The organism is Bradyrhizobium sp. CER78, assembly GCF_029846235.1.
Classification (GTDB): Bacteria; Pseudomonadota; Alphaproteobacteria; order Rhizobiales; family Xanthobacteraceae; genus Bradyrhizobium.
The window spans coordinates 164,116-184,687 of record NZ_JARVWP010000013.1 but is presented as its reverse complement, the minus strand read 5'-3'; the positions used below and the strand labels follow the sequence as shown (position 1 = coordinate 184,687).

The window sequence follows — 20,572 nt, the reverse complement described above, 5'->3', positions numbered from 1 at the left end:
CTTCAGAAAGCCGCCATGCCCGTTCGCCTGGACCGACAGAGCGCCGATTTTGACCAGCGTTTCCGCGACTTCCTGGCGGCCAAGCGCGAGGTATCGGCGGACGTCGAGCGCGCCACCCGCGCCATTGTCGACGACGTGGCGGCCCGCGGCGACGCGGCGCTGCTCGAGGCGACCAAGAAGTTCGACCGGCTCGATATCGACGCCGCCGGCCTGCGCATCACCGCCGCCGAGATCGACGCTGCGGTCGCGGCCTGCGACCCCAAGACCGTCGAGGCGCTGAAATTCGCGCGCGACCGGATCGAGACCTTCCATCGCCGCCAGCTGCCCAAGGACGAGCGCTTCACCGATGCCGCAGGCGTCGAGCTCGGCTGGCGCTGGAGCGCAGTCGATGCGGTCGGGCTTTACGTGCCCGGCGGCACCGCGGCCTATCCGTCCTCTGTGCTGATGAATGCGGTGCCGGCCAAGGTCGCCGGCGTACCGCGGGTGGTGATGGTGGTGCCGGCCCCGGACGGCAAGCTCAACCCGCTGGTGCTCGCGGCCGCCCATCTCGGCGGTGTCTCCGAGATCTACCGTGTCGGTGGCGCCCAGGCGGTCGCGGCCCTAGCCTATGGCACCGCGTCGATCGCGCCAGTGGCCAAGATCGTCGGGCCCGGCAACGCCTATGTCGCCGCGGCCAAGCGGCTGGTGTTCGGCAAGGTCGGCATCGACATGATCGCCGGCCCCTCCGAGGTGCTGGTCATCGCAGACGACACCGGCAATGCCGACTGGATCGCGGCCGATCTGCTGGCGCAGGCCGAGCACGACGTCAGCGCGCAATCGATCCTGATCACCGATAGCGCGCGGCTCGCCGCCGATGTCGAACGCGCGGTCGAGGCGCAGCTTGCGACGCTGCCGCGTGCGGCGATAGCGCGCGCCTCGTGGGATGATTTCGGCGCCGTCATCAAGGTGGCGAAGCTCGACGACGCGGTCGAGCTCGCCAATGCGATCGCGGCCGAGCATCTCGAGATCATGACCGCGGATGCCGAGGGCCTGTCGAAGAAGGTCCGCAACGCCGGCGCGATTTTCCTCGGGGCCCATACCCCGGAGGCGATCGGCGACTATGTCGGCGGCTCCAACCACGTGCTGCCCACCGCGCGCTCGGCCCGGTTCTCTTCCGGCCTCGGGGTGCTTGACTTCATGAAGCGAACCTCGATCCTGCGGTGCGGGCCGGATCAGCTTCGTGCGCTCGGGCCCGCCGCGATGACGCTCGGTCAGGCCGAGGGTCTCGATGCCCATTCACGTTCCGTCGGATTGCGCCTCAACCTCTCATGAACAAGCCACCAGACGACGAGGATTCCAACAATCGCATCGTCGCGGTGACGCTCGACGAGGAATCGATCGGCCGTTCCGGGCCCGACATCGAGCATGAGCGCGCGATCGCGATCTACGATCTGGTCGAGCAGAACCTGTTCGCGCCCGAAGGCGCCGAGGCCGGGCCCTACACCCTGCATATCGCGATCACCGGCAACCGGCTGATGTTCGATATCAGGAAAGAGGACGGCACGCCGGTCGTCGCGCATCTGTTGTCGCTGACGCCGTTCCGCCGCGTCGTGAAGGACTACTTCATGATCTGCGACAGCTATTACCAGGCGATCCGGACCGCGACGCCGGACAAGATCGAGGCCATCGACATGGGCCGCCGCGGCATCCACGACGAGGGCTCGCGCACGCTGCAGGAGCGGCTCAAGGGCAAGGTGCGCGTCGATTTCGAGACCGCGCGGCGGCTGTTCACGCTGATCACCGTCCTTCATTGGAAAGGCGAGGGCGCATGATCCCGCTTATCCTTACTTCGCCAGACGACGGGGGCGTACCCCGGTCGAAAAAAGCCTGATCGCATGGCAGCGCCAAGCGCGCGCACCCCGCAGGCCGTGCTGTTCGCATGCGCCCACAATGCCGTGCGCTCGCCGATGGCCGAAAGCCTGCTGCAGCACATGTTTCCGCGAGGCCTCTATGTCCGCTCCGCCGGCGTCAGGAAGGGCGAGCTCGATCCGTTCGCGGTCTCGGTCATGGCCGAGTTCGGCCAGGACATTTCCGGGCACAAGCCGCAAACCTTCGAGGAACTCGAGGATTGGGAGGGGCTGAACTTCGACCTCATCATCACGCTGTCGCCGGAAGCGCATCACAAGGCGCTGGATCTGACCAGGACGCTCGCCGCCGATGTCGAGTACTGGCCGACACACGACCCGACCGGCACCAGCGGCAATCGCGAGCAGAAGCTCGCCGCCTATCGCGAGGTCTGCGACGGCCTGTTGATGCGGATCCGCCGCCGCTTTGCCAAGGCCGCGGCGAACCTGTGAAGCGAAGAGGCGGCGTGTTCCGATTCGCAGGACGGCCCCTTGTCGCCAGACTGACAAACAGCTGTGCTTATGGGGCCTTGTCTCCAAGCGGGAGCGCGATTCGCAGCCGGTTCCAAGGTTGTGCATCCATGCCCCATCCGATAGGTTCCGCCCGCGTCCGTCCCCCCGATTCAGCCCAAAAGCCCGCATGCTAGGCCGTCCCAAATTCGTTCTTGCTTCCGGTTCGCCGCGGCGGCTGGCCCTGCTCAACCAGGCCGGTATCGAGCCCGACGCGCTGCGCCCGGCCGATGTCGACGAGACCCCGCGGCGGGGCGAGTTGCCGCGCGCCTGCGCCAATCGCCTGGCGCGCGCGAAGGCGGACGCGGCGCTGAAGTCGGTGCAACTCGACGACGATCTGCGCGGCTCCTTCATCATTTCCGCCGACACCGTGGTGGCGGTCGGCCGCCGCATCCTGCCCAAGGCCAATCTGGTCGACGAGGCCGCGCAGTGCCTGCGGCTGCTGTCGGGCCGCAACCACCGCGTCTACACCGCGATCTGCGTGGTGACGCCGCGCGAAGCGTTCCGCCAGCGCCTGGTCGAGACCCGCGTGCGCTTCAAGCGGCTTAGCGAGGACGACATCCAGGCCTATATCGGCTCCGGCGAATGGCGCGGCAAAGCCGGCGGCTACGCCGTGCAGGGCATCGCCGGATCGTTCGTGGTCAAGATGGTCGGCTCCTACACCAACGTGGTCGGCCTGCCGCTCTACGAGACCGTGACCCTGCTCGGCGGCGAAGGCTTTCCGATCCGCCATGGCTGGCTCAACGCCGTCGCGGTGTGAGGCCGATTAGGATCGATGGCGGTAGCCGCATCGACAGTGCACCTCTCCCGTTGTGGGAGAGGTCGGAATTCAAGCGACAGCTTGAATTCCGGGTGAGGGGTCTGTCTCTGCGGATAGAGACCCCTCATCCGTCGCGCATTTCATGCGCGCCACCTTCGCAATTGCCAGATGATGTACGCTAAACCCCAGCCATGACCGACCAACCCCAATCCCCGGCCACCCCGCGCGCCTGCCCGATCTGCGGCAAGCCGGTCGAGCAGGCCTTCCGCCCGTTCTGTTCGTCCCGCTGCCGCGACGTCGACCTCAACCGCTGGCTGACCGGCCGCTACGTCGTTCCCGGCCGCGAGGACGACGAGGAGGACCCGGAATAGCCAAGATTTCCCAACAAGTTGGGGAAACTTCGGAATGCGGGCCGCGCCCGGCGAAGCGTTTCGCGAAGCCGGGTGGACACAGCGCTCCGACCTCTCTATAAACCGCCCGCTCGCTTCGGCCTTTTCGGTCCTGCGGGTATGCCCAGGTAGCTCAGTTGGTAGAGCATGCGACTGAAAATCGCAGTGTCGGTGGTTCGATCCCGCCCCTGGGCACCAAAACTACGCTTTTTTGTGCGCCAGACTACGATTTTGCGCGATAGCGTCGATAAGCGCCTGGCAGAGGATCAATTTGTGCACGTAGGAGTAGCGCTCGGGGCCAGCCTACGGCGAAAAATTCTGCGGACTATAGTGACGACAAAAAACATTTTCGGGGGTTCGATTCGCTCCCCCGCACCAAGCGTGACCCCCTACTATTGAAAGTGGGTTTCGCGCTGTAGCGGTCTCCTGACACGAACCCCCGCCGCTTGCAGGCTAGACTAGGCGCTGGCGTGGCTGGAGACAGGCGATGCGGCGCTAGACCAGCCGCAATCATGAACTGTTTGATTTAGGTCAAATCCGAAGTCGCGCACAGGCCAAGGCTTCGGTCGGGTGGCCCATCCATTGGTGCGGCATCGCCTAACCAATGCACGGGCACCCTGACTCAGGAGGAACGCCATGCTTCGATGTCTTCTCGCTGCTCTGGCAGCGCTCGTTCTTATCACCGTGAGCTTCATTCCCGATGACGCCTTCGCTCGCCGCGGCGGTGGTGGGGGATTCCGTGGCGGCGGCGGATTTCACGGCGGGGGCATGCGCGCCGGAGGTTTCCACGGCGGCGGCATGCGCGCCGCCCACGTGCACGGTGGCGGATATCGCGTTGCCGGAGGCCGATATGGCGTCGCTGGCCGCGGTTATGGATATCGTCCCATACCGGGTCGCCCGGTAGCGCGTGCGGCAGTCCGCAGAGGGGTTTACCGCGGAGCAGCCTATGGCGCGGCGGCAGCCGGAGCCTACGGCTACTATGGCGGCTACTACAACAGCGGCTGCTATCGAGACGCCAACGGCTATCGGGTCTGCCCGCAGCAGTATCCGTATTGACGCGGGCGGCGAGCGGACCGGTGTACCGTCGTTACAGTCGCCCGCTCTCCGATCCGCCGCTCTTTCTCGGTGTGGGCCAAGCTGCAAAATGGTCCGCGAATGCCGCGAGGTGCGCCTGCAATTCAGTATGCAGTTTGCGCCAAAAGGCGCGTTGCAAAAATGCCGGAGCCTACGTGGACGGTCACTTGCACCGGGCTGTGCGAGCCCGGGGGCACCACATAGAGCGTCATGGCGAATATTGCGTAGATGAATACAAGCAACGCGCCAACAAACCATGCCGAGCGCCCGCTGTTGGTGATAAAGCAGGACGTGACGGTGGCGATCATGACCATGGTCACTGCGCCCGGCCAGAACTGCAAGTCCATTGGTTTCGGACCGACAACGTAGCTTAGGAGCACCAATACCGGCGCAACAAACAGAGCAATCTGAGAAGCGCTTCCGAGCGCAATGCTGACGCTCATGTCGAGGCGGTCCTTGCGCGCCGCAGAAAACGCAACCGCCATTTCCGCCGCAGCACCCACAAGCGCGACTATGATGAAACCGACAAAAGCCGGGCTCAATCCCAAGGTCTCTCCTGCTTTCTGCACCGAACTCACGAATATCTCGCTCACCAAAGCAACTAGCACCGTGACCACTATAAGCGTGCCGACCGCCAGTCCGATCGGCCAACGAGCGTCGCCCGCCTCGCCATGTTCCTCGCTTCCGAACAACTCCTTGTGTGTCTTGAGTGAGAACAGCAGGCCCAGTCCATAGGCACATATCAGCAATACGGCGAGGCCTGTACTGAGCTTCTGGGCCATCACTTCGCCTCGTGCCAGATCAAGGTTGGCAACCGCTGCTGGTGCGAGAAGCGCAATCGTGGCCATCAACAGCAGCGCTGCGTACAGCCGCCCGCCGGCGCGATTGTACTCCTGAACATGATGCCGAAGCCCACCGAGCAGAAATGATGCGCCGAGCATAAAGAGCGAGTTGGTCACGATGGCGCCAGCGATGGATGCCTTGACCAACATGTATTCACCGGCATGAAGCGCGGCGATCGCGATGATTAACTCGGTCAGGTTTCCTAACGTCGCGTTGAGCAAGCCGCCGATCGCATCGCCCGTCTTTTCCGCGACGGTCTCGGTCGCGTGGCTAAGAAGGGCCGCCAATGGCACAATGGCCAAAACAGCGAGTACAAACAGGGCTGTGTGGGCGGACGGGGCTGCATGTTCGGCTACCAGCACGATGGGCACGAAAACGAGCATCCAAAGCAGTGGGTTGTGCCGGATTTCCTTGAGCAGAAGGTTCATCGTGTTGCCCCGTCGAAAGCAGATCGACAGCACCTTCTGAACGCAATGGTCCGCTCGATATTGATTTAGCTCAATCCGACGCCGACCCGCTGGTCATGGCTTAAGCCGGACCGGACCTCATCCGAGCACTTCGCTCGTTGCCGGCCAAGCCACCCGCGGCATTTGGTGAGCAGCGGCCCGGTTCACGCGGTTGGATGGCGCATATGCGCACTATTCTTGGTAAATAGGTGACTAGCTGGTGACCGAACAGAAGGAGGCCGTTGCCATGCACCTTCACACCTATCGGGACAAAAGCCACTCCAGACATTTCAATCTTAGCGGCGGAAGCAGCCACCTGTGGACGATTGACTTGGTCACGGTGACAGGCGAGGCCGTGCTTGCAGTGGGCCTCGCCGGCGCCCTCGTGGCGCTGTGGGTCCACTAGCGGAGCGCGTCTATCCTCGGAGCCCGCATGGCCATAGGTGATCGGTCCTCGACCTCGTCGGTTTGCTCGGTCAAACCAACGACGCGCAATTATTGATCGCCCGTGCTCTCGGCCGGAACCGGGCGCATTTGCTCGTAGGCGTCGTCGAGAAAGTGGTCGAAACTCTCGATTCGGATGAGACCCAGCCGGGGATATTCCATATCGGTGACAGTGTAGAGTGCGACGGCCAGCGTGCCGGCAAAAATCGTCATGTGAATCCAGCTGCGCCCCGCGCCCGCTGCCATCCCAAAACCTGCGAGGAGGGAACAGGCCAGACCAAGCCCAAACAACATGAAGAAGATGATCTGCGGCGGATGCTTTTCCGCTGCGCCGGCGCGCTGACGGGCGACCTCGAAGAGGCTGTTCAGCGCGGGAAGCGACAACCCGCATGCGGGACGGTAGTTCGGTTGCGGGCAGGCCGCCACCGCCGCGTTCCATAGCTGGTTCTTGAGTTCGACGAGCCTGCTTTCCTGCTGGTCGGAAAAATCCTCGGCTCGTTGCAGCAGCAGGAAATCATGCGGCATTCGATAGAGATCGATGCGGGCACGAAGATACTCCTTGAGAAGGCTCTGCAGGTTGCGCGCATCGTCGCCGCCGAAAAGGGCAAGCCTGTCATATGCCGTGGTGGCCGCCGTCGCTTCCTGAATGACCAGTTGTCGCCGGTCGTCGAACCGCTGTAACGCTCCGGAGATGGTGAAAGCCAACAGCAAACCCATCAGGCCGAATATCGCGCCTTCTACGGTTGCCAATCCTCCCACGCCGTCAACGCCGTTTTGCTTGCGATAGCGCGAGCCGAGGTGTCGTCCTAACCGGAGCGCAAGGAGCGCGCCGACGAAAAACAGGGCGGCAATGGCTACGGCGAACAGCAGGAAGACCATGGCCGATCCACATCGAAAGCGAAGCGACAGCGGTTGCGAAATCGATTGTCGCCGGGAATGCCTTCGGAGAGCGGGGGATTGGCGCTCAACCAGTCAAACAGTCGCCTTGCCTTTGCGCAAGCCCTTGACATAGGTCAAGCCAGCGGAACCGACCACGTTGTTGAGCCGCGCGAAAGGGAGCTAGGCGTTTGGTCTCGCCAACTTTAGCGCCAAACGAACGGTTTGCGGGTCGTGCCGCGTGATGGGCACGAAGCCGGCCTTGCTGAAGACCTTCAGCATCGCCGCGTTCTCCGGCAGAACGTCCGCAACGAGTTCCTCGAGGCCGGCCTGCCGTGCGATCCTGGCCAGGTGGCCCATCAATAAAGAGCCGATGCCGCGACCTTGCCATGCATCAACCACGACGAATGCCATTTCGGCGCGTCCCGCTTCAAAGACGACATAGCGCCCGCCGCCGACGATCACGGGGCGACTATGCTCCGTCACTACCGCGACAAGCGCGACATGTTGCTTGAAGTCGACGTTCATGAAGAACGTGCGCTCTTTCTCGGAAAAGTCCCGCTTCGCCACAAAAAATCGTCGATACCGCGACTCCAGGCTGGTGCGCTCGACCGCGGCCAGCATGTCGGCCTCATCTTCTGGCCGAAGCGCCCGGATGTTCACGACTGTACCGTCGCGGAGCGGTTCCGTTTCAGCGTAGTGGGCGGCATTTGGCATGCGCAGCGTTTCTCGTGTTGGCTGATCAGCGTCATGTCGCGTTGCCATTGATCGTCAGCGCTTGACTTAGATCAAAGCCCGTTCTCGCGGTGCACATTCAATGGCTCCCGACGCGGAAATCGGAGCATGGCGATGGACAGGACAACGCTGTCGGGCGATCCGGTATCGGGACTGGTGGCGTCCGCCGTGGAATACATGACGGATGCCGGCCAGCGGAGCGTGCTGTTTCTCGACATTCTACGCCAGCGCGGCGACCAATATCGTGAGCATGTGGCGCAAACTGCTCCGCACGTCCTGAGTTATGCTGCCGAACTGATCATGGACGGTCGCAAGCTCGATGATCCCGTCAACTACGCGCTGGTGCGGATTATCCCTCCCAAGGGCGTCGAGATCGATCTGAAGCGACGACCGTTCGTCGTCGTCGATCCGCGCGCCGGCCACGGTCCCGGTATCGGCGGCTTCAAGGCGGATAGTGAGATCGGCGTCGCCATGAAGGCCGGTCATCCCTGCTACTTCATCGGCTTCTTGCCGGAGCCAATGCCGGGCCAGACCATCGAGCGCATTGCACGGGCAGAAGCGCTATTCCTTGAAAAGGTCATTGCTCTCCATCCGGATGCAAACGGCAAACCCTGTGTCATCGGAAACTGTCAGGCCGGTTGGGCGGTGATGATCCTTGCGTCATTGCGGCCCGAGCTGTTTGGTCCCGTGATTGTGGCGGGAGCGCCGCTGGCCTATTGGGCTGGCGTGCACGGCAAATACCCGATGCGATATTCGGGCGGCCTGCTGGGTGGGAGCTGGCTGACGGCACTCGCTGGCGATCTAGGTGGCGGAAAGTTCGATGGAGCCTGGCTCGTCCAGAACTTCGAGAACCAGAATCCGTCCAACACGCTGTGGACCAAGCAGTACAACGTCTTCTCCAAGGTCGATACGGAGGCGGACCGCTACCTCGAGTTCGAGCGTTGGTGGGGAGGCCACGTCAACCTCAACGCGGAGGAGATCCAGTTCATCGTCGACGAGCTCTTTATCGGCAACAATCTCGCCGCTGGCCGTATCAAGATGTCGGACGGTGAAAGAGTCGACCTGCGCAACATCAGATCGCCAATCGTCGTTTTCTGCTCCAAGGGCGACAATATTACCCCGCCGCAGCAGGCGCTGGACTGGATCCTCGATCTCTACGCCGATGTCGACGAGATCAGGGCCTATGGACAGACGATCGTCTACACGGTCCACGAGACCGTCGGCCACCTCGGCATTTTCGTGTCGGGCGGCGTGGCCAAGAAAGAACACGCGGAGTTTTCCAGCAACATCGACCTGATCGATGTGCTCCCACCCGGCCTCTATGAGGCGACGTTTGAGGCCAAGGGCGCCGAGACGGCAAATGCCGACCTGGCTTTGGGGCAATGGGTGATGCGCTGCGAGGCCCGGACCCTTGACGACCTCAGGGCCATGGGAGGTAACTCGCCGGACGATGAGCGGCGGTTCGAAGCTGCAAAGCGGGTCTCCGAGATCAATCTTGCCGCCTACCGCAAGTTCGTCCAGCCTCTGATCAAGCGCATGGTGACGCCTGAATTGGCCGACTGGATGCGAAACGCCCATCCGCTGCGAGCGCAGTACGAGGCATTCAGCAGCCAGAATCCGTTCATGACCGCCGTCAAGGCGGCCGCCGAACACGTCCGGGACCAACGCAAGCCCGCAAGTTCGAACAATCCGTTCCTGGCGTTCCAGGAAAACATCTCTAACCAGATCGTCCACGCGCTCGACAGCTGGCGCGATTCTCAGGAAGCGCTCAGCGAGGCGGTCTTCCTTGCCGTCTATGGCTCGCCTGCGTTGCAGGCCGCGGTTGGCGTCGATCCGCGTTCGACCCCGTCGCGAAGACAGGAGATGTCAACCGAGTACCGGGGGCGGCTGGAGGCGAGGATCGCGGAGCTGACGTCGCGGGTCGGTGAGGGGGGGCTTCGCGAGGCGGCGATCCGCGCGCTTCTCTATGTCGGTTCGGCGCGCGGCATGGTGGACGAGCGCAGCCTGGAAGCGTTGCGCCAGGTCCGTCGCAACGTACCCGGCAAGCCTCTGACGCTTGCCGAATTCAAAATGCTGGTTCGCGAGCAATTCTTCATGCTTCTCCTGGATCGCGAAGCCGCGCTGGCCGCGATCCCGACACTGCTTCCAGACAATATGAACGACCGGCGGACGGCCTTCGCCGCGATACGCGATGTGCTGTCGGCCAGCACCGCGATTTCGGGTGAGGTGGCCAGCCGATTGAACCGGATCGCCGAGCTGTTCGGTCTGGATGAGAGAGAGGCCGTGGAGAAAGCGTCGAATGTCGCCCCTTTCGACCCCAAGGCAAAGGCGTCGTGACCCGATCTGAGAGTATCCGGAGTGGTGGCACCATGAATGTCATGTCATCCGAGTCGAGCGGTACGGCTCACACCAAGTACGACCGACTGATCGCCGCAGCCAAGGCTGTTCCCCCGGTGCCTACCATTGTGGTTCACCCCTGCGACGAGACGTCGTTGCGCGGCGTCGTGGATAGTGCGCAGGCCGATATCATCAAGCCGCTCTTGGTCGGGCCTGAAGCGAAGATCAAGGCGACCGCGAGCAAGCATGGCCTCGACATTGCCGGCCTCGAGATCGTCGACGAGCCGCACAGCGAGGCCGCGGCCGCCAAGGGTGTCGCGTTGATCCATGCTGCCCGGGGCGAGATGTTGATGAAGGGCAGTCTGCACACCGACGAACTTATGCGGAACGTCACGGCGAAGTCGGTTGGGCTTCGAACCGATCGGCGCATTAGCCACGTTTTCGTGATGGACGTGCCAGCCTACGCCGATACGCTGTTCATCACAGATGCCGCCATCAACATTTTCCCCGATCTGGATGGCAAGCGCGACATCATCCAGAACGCCATCGATCTCTATACCCAAGCCGGCTTTGGAACGCTGCCGCGGGTGGCAATCCTGTCGGCAGTTGAGACCGTGACGTCCAAGATTCCATCGACCATCGAGGCGGCCGCTCTCTGCAAAATGGCCGACCGCGGCCAGATCACCGGCGGTGTGCTTGATGGTCCGCTCGCGTTCGACAATGCCATCGACGTGGAAGCGGCGCGGATCAAGGGCATAAAGTCCGAGGTCGCGGGAAGGGCGCAGATCCTGCTCGTTCCCGACCTCGAGGCCGGCAATATGCTGGCGAAGAATCTGGCTTACTTCGCCAAGGCCGATAGCGCCGGCATCGTGCTCGGGGCCCGGGTTCCGATCGTGCTGACGTCGCGCGCCGATTCACCGAGGGCCAGGATGGCGTCGTGCGCGGTCGCGGCGCTCTATGCCGACGCGCGCCGCCGGCGCGCTCCAACCGTCGCGTGATCGCCATGGACACGATCCTCGTCGTCAATGCCGGTTCGTCCAGCGTAAAATTTCAAATCTTTGCGGTCGACGGGGAGGCCAGGCTGCAACGCCAGATCAAGGGCCAGATGGATGGGATCGGCAGCCGTCCGCGGCTGCGCGCCGCCGCGACCAATGGGGATCCGCTGGCGGACCGAGCCTATCCGATCGAGCGCGTTCCGGACGTGACGGCAGCTCTCGAAGTTGCGGGTATCTGGCTGAAGGACGAGCTTCGCATCAATCCGATCGCGGTCGGACATCGCGTCGTTCATGGCGGTCCCGAGTACGACCGCCCGGTGCGGATCGACCACGGCGTCGTGGCGCGCCTCGAGAAATTTGTGCCATTGGCGCCGCTCCATCAGCCCTACAATCTGGCTCCGATCCGATCACTGTTGACAAATCGTCCGGATCTTCCGCAAGTGGCCTGCTTCGATACCGCATTCCACCGTACGCACGGTGCCTTGGCGGACCACTACGCGGTCCCATTCCTGCTCTATGCCGAGGGCGTGCGGCGTTACGGATTTCACGGGCTCTCGTATGAGTACATTGCCAAAACCTTGAGGCAGGTGGCCCCTGAGGTTGCGAATGGCCGTGTCATCGTCGCACATCTCGGCAACGGCGCCTCGATGTGTGCGATGAAGGACGGGCGCAGCGTCGAAAGCACGATGGGGTTTACGGCGCTCGACGGCCTTCCGATGGGCACGCGGCCAGGACAGATCGATCCAGGCGTTGTGCTCTACCTCATCGCTCGAAAGGGCATGTCGGCCGCCGACGTGCAGACCTTTCTCTATCGCGATTGCGGACTAAAGGGGATGTCCGGCATCAGCAATGACATGCGGGAGTTGCTGGCGAGCGAGGATCCGCATGCGATCCTGGCGATCGAATATTTCGTCCATCGGATCGGCCTGCACGCCGGCATGCTCGCGGCGGCGCTTCAGGGCATCGACGCCTTCGTGTTCACAGCCGGCATTGGCGAGAACTCGGCCGGCATTCGTGCGCGGATCGGGGAGAAGCTGTCGTGGCTCGGCGTTGAGCTCGATGCAGCTGAGAACGCTCGCCATGCCAGATTGATATCGCGCCCTGGCAGCCGCATTCCCGTCTATGTCGTGCCGACCGACGAGGAATTGATGATTGCGCAGCACACCGTGGTGCTGCTGATGAATGGTCAACCGTCCAGTCCCAACCGCGAGAGGGCATCATGATCCCCCAGTTTCCGGAAACCAAGGTCGCATTGAAGGGCAAGAAGGGCCTGATCGTGGGCATCGCCAATGATCAGTCGATTGCCTGGGGCTGCGCGAGGGCGTTTCGCGCGCTCGGCGCGGATCTGGCCGTGACCTATCTGAACGACCGCGCCAGAAAGCATGTCGAGCCGCTCGCGCAGGCGCTGGAGGCCCCGATCTTCTTGCCGCTGGACGTCATGGTGGAAGGGCAGATGGAACAGGTTTTCGAGCGGATCTCGAAGGAGTGGGGTCAGCTTGACTTCCTGCTTCATTCGATCGCGTTCGCGCCGAAGGAGGCCTTGCACGGACGTGTCGTCGACGTCGGCCGCGAGGGCTTTTCGAAGACGATGGAGGTCTCGTGCTGGTCGTTCATGCGCATGGCGCATCTGGCCGAGCCACTGATGAAGAACGGCGGAACGATGTTCACCATGACTTACTACGGCAGCCAGATGGTGGTCGAGAATTACAATGTGATGGGGGTGGCCAAGGCTGCGCTTGAGGCCGCCGTCCGCTACATCGCCGCGGAGCTGGGCCCGAAAGGCATCCGCGTTCACGCGATCTCGCCGGGACCGCTCGCGACACGCGCTGCGTCGGGCATCCCCGAATTCGATGAGCTGATGGACAGGGCCCAGTCCAAGGCGCCGGCGCGCAGCCTTGTCAGCATCGATGACGTTGGGAACGCGACGGCGTTCCTGGCGCTGGATGGCGCCAAGCTGATCACCGGGAGCGTCATGTATATCGACGGCGGCTATCACATCATCGATTGACGGTCGTGGCGACCGGCCGGCGTCAGCGGTAGTGCAGTGCGATCAACTCCGCGACGCAGGCGGGACGCGTGCCGCCTTCGATCTGGATGACGAGGTGGTAGTTCACGCGCAGACCGTCCGGCGGAACGTCCTCCGCTTCCGCAACCGTGACGCGCGCCCGCAGCCTTGATCCGGCCGGCACCGGCGCCAGATAGCGAATCCGGTCGGCCCCGTAATTGAGGGTGTTTCGCAGGCCCTTGAGCCCGACCACGGATCGGATGAACATTGGTGCGAGGCTGAGGGAGAGCAGGCCATGCGCGATGGTCCTCCCTCCGGGAAGCTCGGCCTTGGCGCGCTCCTGGTCGACGTGGATCCACTGCTCGTCGCATGTCGCGTCGGCAAACCGGTTGATGCGATCTTGCGTCACTTCAATCCAGTCGCTGACGCCGATCTCAGTCCCGATAGCGGATTTGATGTCATTGAAGTCGTTGAATATCCGCATGGCTCTGTCCTGATCAAAGCTTCATTTCGGGAACGGTACCCGGAATTGTCAGATCTGCCTCGGTGACCGCCATGACTTCGGCAACGCTGACGCCCGGAGCGGTCTCCATCAGGGTCGCCTTGCCGCCGGCGAAGCCAATCACCGCCAAATCAGTTACGACGAGGTCGACCGGACGCGTCGACGTCAGTGGCAGCGAGCATTTGGCGACGATCTTCGATTTGCCCTTGGCGGCATGCTGCATGGCGACGATGACCCGCCTGGCGCCGCTCACGAGGTCCATCGCTCCGCCCATGCCGGGCACCATCTTGCCAGGGATCATCCAGTTGGCGAGATGTCCGTCCGCATCGACCTGCAGGCCACCGAGCACCGTCACATCGACATGGCCGCCGCGGATCAGCCCAAATGACATTGCGCTGTCGAAGGTCGCGGCGCCCGGCAGCGCACTGATCGGACGTCCGCCGGCGTCGGTCAGCAGGGGATGCGCCATGCCTTGCTCGGGGATGGGGCCGGTGCCGATCAATCCATTCTCCGACTGAAAGAACACCTTGAGATCGGCCGGAACATAGTTGGCAACCAGCGTCGGAATTCCGATACCCAGATTGACAAGGTCGCCGCTGTGAAGCTCTCGCGCGACGCGCCGGGCGATGATGATCTGCGGATCCATGGTTCACCCGTTCGCAATGAGGTAGTCGACAAGGGGCGCCGGCGTCACGACGTGGTCGGGTGCGATGACACCGACTGGCACGATATGCTCGGCTGTCACAATGACGGTCTCGGCCGCCATGGCCATGACCGGGTTGAAATTGCGGGCGGTCAGCGCGTAGGTCAGATTGCCGAGATAGTCGGCGAGGAAGGCATGGACCAGTGCGAATTGCGCCCGCAGTGCGGTTTCCAGCAGGAATGATTTTCCATCCACTTCGATCAACCGTTTGCCGTCTGCGACCAGCGTGCCGACGCCGGTCGGCGTGAGCACGCCGCCCAGACCGCAACCGCCGGCGCGTATGCGCTCGACGAAGGTGCCCTGCGGAATGAGATCGACGGCGATCTGGTTGGCCAGCATTTGCTGCTGAGCTTTCGGATTGAGGCCGATATGCGTGGCGGTCAGGCGCGAGACAAGCGCAGCATCGAACAGCTTGCCGACTCCCTTGCCCGGCGTGGCCGCGTCATTGCTGATCAATGTCAGGCCGGTCTTCTGCTGGCGGACCACTTCGTCGAGCAGACGTTCCGGGGTGCCTACGCCCATGAAGCCGCCGACCATGATGCTGGCCCCGGACGGGATCATCGCAACGGCTTCCTCGACGGAAACTGGATTCATGATGGACACTCCGAACGACGTAGTGCAGCCGATCAACCATTGACTCCGGTTTGCCGCCGACTCTTGATCTGCGTCAAAGCGTCCGGTCATCCCGCGTGCGGGCTGGCGATACCTATGCCTTCGAGTGTTTCAGCCCACAGTCTGCGAACATCGGCGTGGCGCCTCTCGAGAGCCGAGCTGATTGCCGGACGGAACGGCGCCAGTTGCGGTCCCTTCAGAAAGACGATTTGGGCCTGCAGAAGCCGGCCGCTTTCGAATTCGACGCGGCGAAGGGCCGTGACGAAGGCATCATGAGCATTAGCCTCGACCGGAAGCAGGGCCGCGGGCCGTACGCCGGCGTGCACGGCATGCGCGAGAGTGGCCAGATCCGCCGGCAGTGCCAGCGACCGATCCGTGATCCCGTCGACAGCCGCCGGGAGCCAGGCCATTTCCCAAAGCGCGGTCAGGTAACCCAGCGCGGCATCCGGTACCCATGATGTGGCGCGCTGCAGCAGCGATACGAATTCGGCCTCCCGATAAAGCTGCGCGTTCAGCTCGATTTGCCAGGCGGCCTCCAGCCTGATCGGCAATGCCAGCGCATACTGCCGTGCCAGGGCTCCATGGGCCGAGATCAGGAATGCGGCCACGCGCGTCTGCTGCTGCGGTGGCACGCGGCCGTCGGACGTAAGTGGTCCGAGGAATTCGCTCATGGTGCCACTCTCGGGGTGGGAATGGCACGCAAATGATCGTATCCGGGAGGAAACTCCGCCAGCGCGCCGCCGGGCTCTTCGGGAGCGATCCAGATTGACTGGTTGCCGTGCCAGCGGCCTGCCAGCACGTCCTCCGCAAAACGCGCGAGCAGATCCGCCGTGAGGGCGGATTTCTCCAGGGTGAAGGCGTGATAGCCCCTTGGTATGATGACCAGCGAACTATTCGGGATCTGGACGCGGAGCGTTTCGTGCAGGGCGCGCGGCGTCAAGAAGTCGAACTCGCCGTTCAGGATCATGGTCGGAACCTTGATCGCGCCCAGATGTGGTGTCAGCGGGCGAAAGTCGAGGAAGGATTCCATCAGGTTCTGCAGGGCATAGAGGTCGTTGACGAGCCATCCCTGCCGTTTCACCTGGTCGAGCTTTTCGAGCAGCGGCTCGAGCCACGCATCGGAAAGGTTCATGGGCAGGAGCAGATCCTGAAGATACCCGGTACCGCCCAGGATCAGGCCCGTTCGCATGGCGTTGCCGAGCAGAAGAAGTTGGGGAGAGAGCTCGGCAAAGCAGCTCATCGGCACGAGGCCGGCGAGCCGCCCGCTGTGGGCGATTCCGTAGCGTAGCGCGATCAGGCCGCCGAAGCTGATCCCGCTCAGGAAGATCGGGCCATCGCCGAGCTTGTCGATGAGCAGGCCCAGCGCCGCGACCTGGTCGTCCTGACTGATGAAGAGCGCGGGCTTGTCCGAAGCGCCCTGGCCAAGAAGGTCGAATGTAGCGACACGAAAGCGTCGCGCAGTCAGTTTGTCCCGGTAGACGCTCCACAGCTCGGCATATTGTGTCAGTCCGTTGACGAGAACATAGGCGGGTGCGTCCGCCGGCCCGTCGAGCTCATAACGTATCCGATATGAGCCGTGATTGAGGAAGGGCATTGCGGCAACCCGGCGGGTGGTTGAGCTATCGCGATCCTCGGCGCCCGCGATCAAAATCCCTTGAGCTAGATCAAAGCGCCTCCCGTCGACCTGCCTAGCCTTCCGGCGAAACACCTCAGGAGGAAGCCGCCATGGCCGGTAGAAGCGCCATCAAGCATTGCGTCGTCAGCCTGATCGTCCTGCTGGTTGGTACCAGCCTCGCGGTCGCGCAGCCGTTCACGCGCCGCTCGTCGCAGATGCAGCATGATGGGCTGAAGAAGACCGTTGAGATCGCGAACTTCCGCATTGGCGGCAAGTACGATCTCTCTGATCCCTCGAAATGGGAGAATGGCGGCGAGGGCGGCGTCACTCTTGAATCGCTCGGCGCCGGCAAATTGCACACAGCCTATATCGCGATCGGCAATCCGCGGCGCAACGCCGCAGGCGAGATCATCAATGCGGTCGTGATCAATTCCTACTACTCCGGCGACGCCACCGACATGTATGAGCAATGGGTCAAGGGTGCTGCCCTGTCCGGCGGCGTCCCGATCATTGGGCCGGGGCGCCCGATCGACACCGACCGCTATTACGTGATCATGGTCGATCCGCTCGGCACTTGGGGCGCCAGCAAGCCATCCGATGGTCTCGGGATCAAGTTTCCGCAGTACAGCTATTTTGACATGGTGCAGGCGAATTACCGCATGCTGCGCGACGAGCTGAAGGTCGCTCGCGTGGCGCTTGTCACCGGCGTCTCGATGGGCGGCACCCAGACCTATGTCTGGGGCGTCATGCATCCGGAGTTCATCGGCGCCCTGATGCCGATCGGCGGGACGACCCAATCCGACGCCGAGGATCCGGTTGGTAACTGGACGTTCCAGTTAATGACGGCGGCCATCCAGGCCGATCCGGTGTGGCAATCAACCAAGGGTGACTACTACGGTCTCCCCAAGGAGAAGCACCCCGTGCCGGGCCTTGCGTTCGGTTGGTCGGTGCTCGGCCTGACCGGCTACGATTTCGCATATCGCACGACGCAGAGCTTCGCGTCAGTCCAGCCGGAAGTATTCTACTGGGACCCGCCGAACGAGAAAGCAGGGTTGAACGTCACCAACCGTGCCAAGCTCTATGATGCCGTTGATCTGGTCTGGCGCAACCGCGTCGGTGAAACCTACAACATCAATCCCTATCTCGGCCGCATTCAGGCTCGCACCCTGGTGATGCATATCACCAACGACCTCTGGCTGAACTTCAAGCTGGCCGAGCGCGCGGTCGACCGGGTGCCGGGAGCCGATCTGATCGCCGAGGAAAGCCCCGTCGCCCATTACGGCGTGTTTCCGATCATCAATCACCGCAAGAACGATCCCAAATTCGTCGCTTTCATGGACGACGTCGCGAGCCTCGATCGGGCGCAGCAATATGTCGACAAGAACTACCGCGTACCCGGAGTAGCCGCGAATATCGATCCGACGAAGTCGTTCTGGAAGACTTATGTGACCTATCCCTACCCGGTCAAATACGCGACCGCGAAGGACAAGCGCGGTAACGCCTGGCAGATCGGCTACATGGATGAATATTCCGGGACCGACAAGGATCCCAAGGTGCTGGTGATCATCCATGGCAAGGGGGCTTTCGGCGGGCATTACGGCAACATCATGCAGTATGCCTTGCGCAGCGGCCTGCGCGTGATCGTGCCCGACCTGCCGCACTATGGCATGTCGGGCCCCGGCAATCTCGACAAGAGCCCGGCGCGCACCATGCAGGACATGCGCGAAGTCATCTACGACCTCGTCGTCAATCAGCTTGGCGTCAAGACGGCGTATTACCTCGGCCACTCGCTTGGTGGTCAGTTCGTGATGGGTTACGCCCTGACATGGCCAGATGCCGTACAGGGCCTCGCGCTCGAAGCGCCTTCCGGTCTGGAGGAATATCCACGCGACATCACGATCGCCAAGGACAAGAAGGCGCGGCTCTTCGATCCGGTTTTTGATCATGATTTCGACAAGTGGAAGCAGACCTGGGACCAGACCGGAATCCTGGCGGCGGAGATCGCTCGTCCCGAGCAGGCCATCCGTGATTTCTTCTTTTTCAAGAAGCGCGATCCGGAAACCGGTGCCGTGACGGCAGCCAAGAGCGGTTATTTCTTCCGGGACAGCGAATATGCCCGCTTCCACACGGAGCAGCGCGTCGGGCTGACCAAGGGTAACCCCAAGGAGCTCGAGCAGTGGTGCAACGTCTTCATCTACGACATCTATACGATCGGGGCGGAGGTTCAGCAGGACGACCCGAAGAACCTCTACGAGCGGCTCACCCAGATTAAGGCACCGATCTTCCTAGCCTTCGGAGACAAGGAGCCGTTTATCCCGACGCCCGCGTTCAACGGACTGACGGACCTCGGACGTGATGTCATCACGCCGTTCATGACGCGCATGAACAATGCCGGAAACCGGCCGATCCTCAAGATCTATCCGGAGACCGGGCATTTCATCCATACCGACAATCCGGTGGAATTCCCGGTCGACGTGGTGGAGTTTGTGAACAACGGAACGGTCGACACCAGCTCGCCGCTTGGCACGGATCGCATGATCAAGGGGGCGGTAGTTTCCGCGTTGCCGGTAGCGCCGACGCCAGCTGGCGCAGCACCGACGGCCGGACTGAACAAATAGGTAGCGGTCATGTCCTGGGTGCAGGCGGGCGAGGTGCAGCTTGGTTGGCGGGAATGGGGAGAGGGCGACATCACCGTCGTCTTCATCCATGGCAATCTCGCCAGCAAGGACTGGATCGAGCTCGCAGCTCCGCTGTTTCCGAGAGGCCTGCGGGTGATCGGAATCGACTGGCGCGGCTGCGGGGACAGCGACCGACCAGTACCCACGGGCGATTATTCCAACTACTCCATGCAGCAGCATGCGCAAGACATGCTTTCGGCGCTCGATGCCCTCGACATCAGGTTTTGTCATCTGGCGACGCACTCGACCGGAGGGATCATCGCCGCGCGGATGCTCCTGATGCAGCCGGAGCGGTTCGGGCGGGTGTTCGCGCTGGACCCCGTCACTCCGCTCGGCATGTCGTTTAATGCCGATCAGATCGGGCTCTTTCGCGGCATGATGGCGAGCAAGGACTTGACTCGGGCGGTGATGGCGACTGCGGCATCCTCTCTCTTCGTGCCCGACAGTCTTGCGCCGACCGCGGTCCCCCAATTCCGCGATGGAATTGCCGATATTCAGGCGCTGTTCGAGAAGATCCTGCAGCAGACCTTTTCGGTTTCCGAAGGCGTGTGGATCGGGACACCGGTCAATCTCACGCGTGAGCACGAAAGTGGAGAGCTTGGGCGGCGTATGGGGGAGTTGCGCCATCCGCATCTGGTGCTATGGGGCGAATGGGATGGATGGATCGCGCCCAGCGATCTGAAGACGATGGCTGCCGAGATGCCGGACTGCCGGTTCGTGGTGGTGCCAGGCGTGGGGCATTCGATGAATCTCGAATTGCCGGCACTTTATGCTGGATATTTTGGAGCGTGGTTCGGCGGGCTTGCAGGATAGTCGGCATCCGGCGGACTGTCCGAACAGCACATTGCTCGGCGAGCGTTCGGATGGCCTGCGAGCGGGATGTGAAAAGCAACCGGATGTGATCATCTCTCACATGATCAGAGCGTAGAGCAGCGCGGCGGCAACTATCGCCAGCCAGATCAGCGAGAGACGAAAATACAGTAAGTCACGTTCCATGCGAGCGAAATTAGGTCGCTCAGCTGACGCGGTCCTTACATGAATACAACGATGGCCGCGATAATGATGGGACTAAGCCCCAGCATCACGAGCCACGCTTGATAGACTAATTCCTTTGCCATGGTGCAGCCCCGCGGCAGAGCACGAATTTTATTCTGGAATTCTCGAC

General features: G+C 62.5%; 21 protein-coding genes and 1 tRNA gene. 14 read left to right on the top strand and 8 right to left on the bottom strand.

Annotated features, from left to right (window positions below; all coding sequences use genetic code 11):
* Nucleotides 1–15: 15 nt before the first annotated feature.
* The 7 genes from hisD to QDT69_RS26160 all read left to right on the top strand — a co-directional run bounded on the left by hisD (nt 16) and on the right by QDT69_RS26160 (nt 4,598).
* The gene (gene hisD / locus QDT69_RS26190; protein WP_279709366.1) at nt 16–1,311 is read left to right on the top strand and encodes a histidinol dehydrogenase; all 1,296 of its coding nucleotides are present in this window, start codon (nt 16–18) and stop codon (nt 1,309–1,311) included.
* Complete coding sequence (locus tag QDT69_RS26185) at nt 1,308–1,811, top strand: UPF0262 family protein (RefSeq protein WP_279709365.1); 504 nt, start codon at nt 1,308–1,310, stop codon at nt 1,809–1,811. The genes hisD and QDT69_RS26185 overlap by 4 nt, the downstream gene beginning before the upstream one ends.
* Nucleotides 1,812–1,874: 63 nt before the next feature.
* On the top strand, nt 1,875–2,336 hold the full coding sequence (locus tag QDT69_RS26180) for a low molecular weight phosphatase family protein (RefSeq protein WP_279709364.1): 462 nt from the start codon (nt 1,875–1,877) through the stop codon (nt 2,334–2,336).
* Nucleotides 2,337–2,523: 187 nt separating this feature from the next.
* Entirely contained in the window at nt 2,524–3,153 is a 630-nt protein-coding gene (locus QDT69_RS26175) for a Maf-like protein (RefSeq protein WP_050423304.1), read from the top strand.
* A gap of 191 nt (nt 3,154–3,344) precedes the next feature.
* Nucleotides 3,345–3,524 (top strand): DNA gyrase inhibitor YacG, encoded by a 180-nt coding sequence (gene yacG, locus QDT69_RS26170; RefSeq protein WP_279709363.1) that lies wholly within the window; start codon nt 3,345–3,347, stop codon nt 3,522–3,524.
* Between the two features lie 140 nt (nt 3,525–3,664).
* Nucleotides 3,665–3,740 (top strand) — tRNA-Phe (locus QDT69_RS26165).
* Between the two features lie 438 nt (nt 3,741–4,178).
* Nucleotides 4,179–4,598 carry a hypothetical protein gene (locus QDT69_RS26160; RefSeq protein WP_279709362.1) on the top strand — a complete coding sequence of 140 codons (420 nt, stop codon included), beginning with the start codon at nt 4,179–4,181 and terminating at the stop codon, nt 4,596–4,598.
* A gap of 122 nt (nt 4,599–4,720) precedes the next feature.
* Here the strand turns inward: QDT69_RS26160 and cax are convergent, their stop codons facing one another.
* A complete protein-coding gene (cax, locus tag QDT69_RS26155) occupies nt 4,721–5,887 on the bottom strand; it encodes a calcium/proton exchanger (protein WP_279709361.1) in 1,167 nt (388 codons plus the stop codon).
* 238 nt (nt 5,888–6,125) lie between these two features.
* Between cax and QDT69_RS26150 the strand changes: the two genes are divergently transcribed.
* The gene (locus QDT69_RS26150) at nt 6,126–6,311 is read left to right on the top strand and encodes a hypothetical protein (protein ID WP_279709360.1); all 186 of its coding nucleotides are present in this window, start codon (nt 6,126–6,128) and stop codon (nt 6,309–6,311) included.
* 89 nt (nt 6,312–6,400) lie between these two features.
* On the opposite strand, the gene QDT69_RS26145 is transcribed toward QDT69_RS26150, so the two are convergent.
* Both QDT69_RS26145 and QDT69_RS26140 read right to left on the bottom strand, forming a co-directional pair.
* Nucleotides 6,401–7,228, bottom strand: a complete 828-nt coding sequence (locus QDT69_RS26145; RefSeq protein ID WP_279709359.1) for a hypothetical protein — start codon at nt 7,226–7,228, stop codon at nt 6,401–6,403.
* A gap of 180 nt (nt 7,229–7,408) precedes the next feature.
* Nucleotides 7,409–7,942 (bottom strand): GNAT family N-acetyltransferase, encoded by a 534-nt coding sequence (locus QDT69_RS26140; protein ID WP_050423336.1) that lies wholly within the window; start codon nt 7,940–7,942, stop codon nt 7,409–7,411.
* A 126-nt stretch (nt 7,943–8,068) separates the two neighbouring features.
* On the opposite strand from QDT69_RS26140, the gene QDT69_RS26135 reads away from it, so the two are divergent.
* Genes QDT69_RS26135 through fabI form a run of 4 tightly spaced genes read left to right on the top strand, consistent with a single transcriptional unit; the run spans nt 8,069 to nt 13,300 of the window.
* Nucleotides 8,069–10,297 (top strand): DUF3141 domain-containing protein, encoded by a 2,229-nt coding sequence (locus QDT69_RS26135; RefSeq protein ID WP_279709358.1) that lies wholly within the window; start codon nt 8,069–8,071, stop codon nt 10,295–10,297.
* Between the two features lie 41 nt (nt 10,298–10,338).
* Complete coding sequence (locus tag QDT69_RS26130) at nt 10,339–11,295, top strand: phosphate acetyltransferase (RefSeq protein WP_279709404.1); 957 nt, start codon at nt 10,339–10,341, stop codon at nt 11,293–11,295.
* Between the two features lie 5 nt (nt 11,296–11,300).
* Nucleotides 11,301–12,515, top strand: coding sequence for an acetate/propionate family kinase (locus QDT69_RS26125; protein WP_279709357.1), 1,215 nt, complete (start codon nt 11,301–11,303; stop codon nt 12,513–12,515).
* Entirely contained in the window at nt 12,512–13,300 is a 789-nt protein-coding gene (fabI, locus tag QDT69_RS26120; RefSeq protein ID WP_279709356.1) for an enoyl-ACP reductase FabI, read from the top strand. Before QDT69_RS26125 ends, fabI begins: the two co-directional genes overlap by 4 nt.
* Nucleotides 13,301–13,322: 22 nt before the next feature.
* Here fabI and QDT69_RS26115 read toward each other — a convergent pair whose 3' ends face one another.
* The 5 genes from QDT69_RS26115 to QDT69_RS26095 form a co-directional block, all read right to left on the bottom strand.
* On the bottom strand, nt 13,323–13,781 hold the full coding sequence (locus tag QDT69_RS26115) for a MaoC family dehydratase (protein ID WP_279709355.1): 459 nt from the start codon (nt 13,779–13,781) through the stop codon (nt 13,323–13,325).
* Between the two features lie 13 nt (nt 13,782–13,794).
* Nucleotides 13,795–14,445: a 3-oxoacid CoA-transferase subunit B gene (locus tag QDT69_RS26110; RefSeq protein WP_050423340.1), complete on the bottom strand. Its 651-nt coding sequence runs from the start codon at nt 14,443–14,445 to the stop codon at nt 13,795–13,797.
* A gap of 3 nt (nt 14,446–14,448) precedes the next feature.
* Nucleotides 14,449–15,096 (bottom strand): CoA transferase subunit A, encoded by a 648-nt coding sequence (locus tag QDT69_RS26105; RefSeq protein WP_279709403.1) that lies wholly within the window; start codon nt 15,094–15,096, stop codon nt 14,449–14,451.
* A gap of 86 nt (nt 15,097–15,182) precedes the next feature.
* On the bottom strand, nt 15,183–15,785 hold the full coding sequence (locus tag QDT69_RS26100; RefSeq protein ID WP_279709354.1) for a hypothetical protein: 603 nt from the start codon (nt 15,783–15,785) through the stop codon (nt 15,183–15,185).
* The gene (locus tag QDT69_RS26095) at nt 15,782–16,708 is read right to left on the bottom strand and encodes an alpha/beta hydrolase (protein ID WP_279709353.1); all 927 of its coding nucleotides are present in this window, start codon (nt 16,706–16,708) and stop codon (nt 15,782–15,784) included. Before QDT69_RS26095 ends, QDT69_RS26100 begins: the two co-directional genes overlap by 4 nt.
* A gap of 131 nt (nt 16,709–16,839) precedes the next feature.
* On the opposite strand from QDT69_RS26095, the gene QDT69_RS26090 reads away from it, so the two are divergent.
* Entirely contained in the window at nt 16,840–19,347 is a 2,508-nt protein-coding gene (locus QDT69_RS26090) for an alpha/beta hydrolase (protein WP_279709352.1), read from the top strand.
* Between the two features lie 9 nt (nt 19,348–19,356).
* Nucleotides 19,357–20,220, top strand: a complete 864-nt coding sequence (locus tag QDT69_RS26085) for an alpha/beta hydrolase (RefSeq protein ID WP_279709351.1) — start codon at nt 19,357–19,359, stop codon at nt 20,218–20,220.
* Nucleotides 20,221–20,572 lie beyond the last annotated feature (352 nt).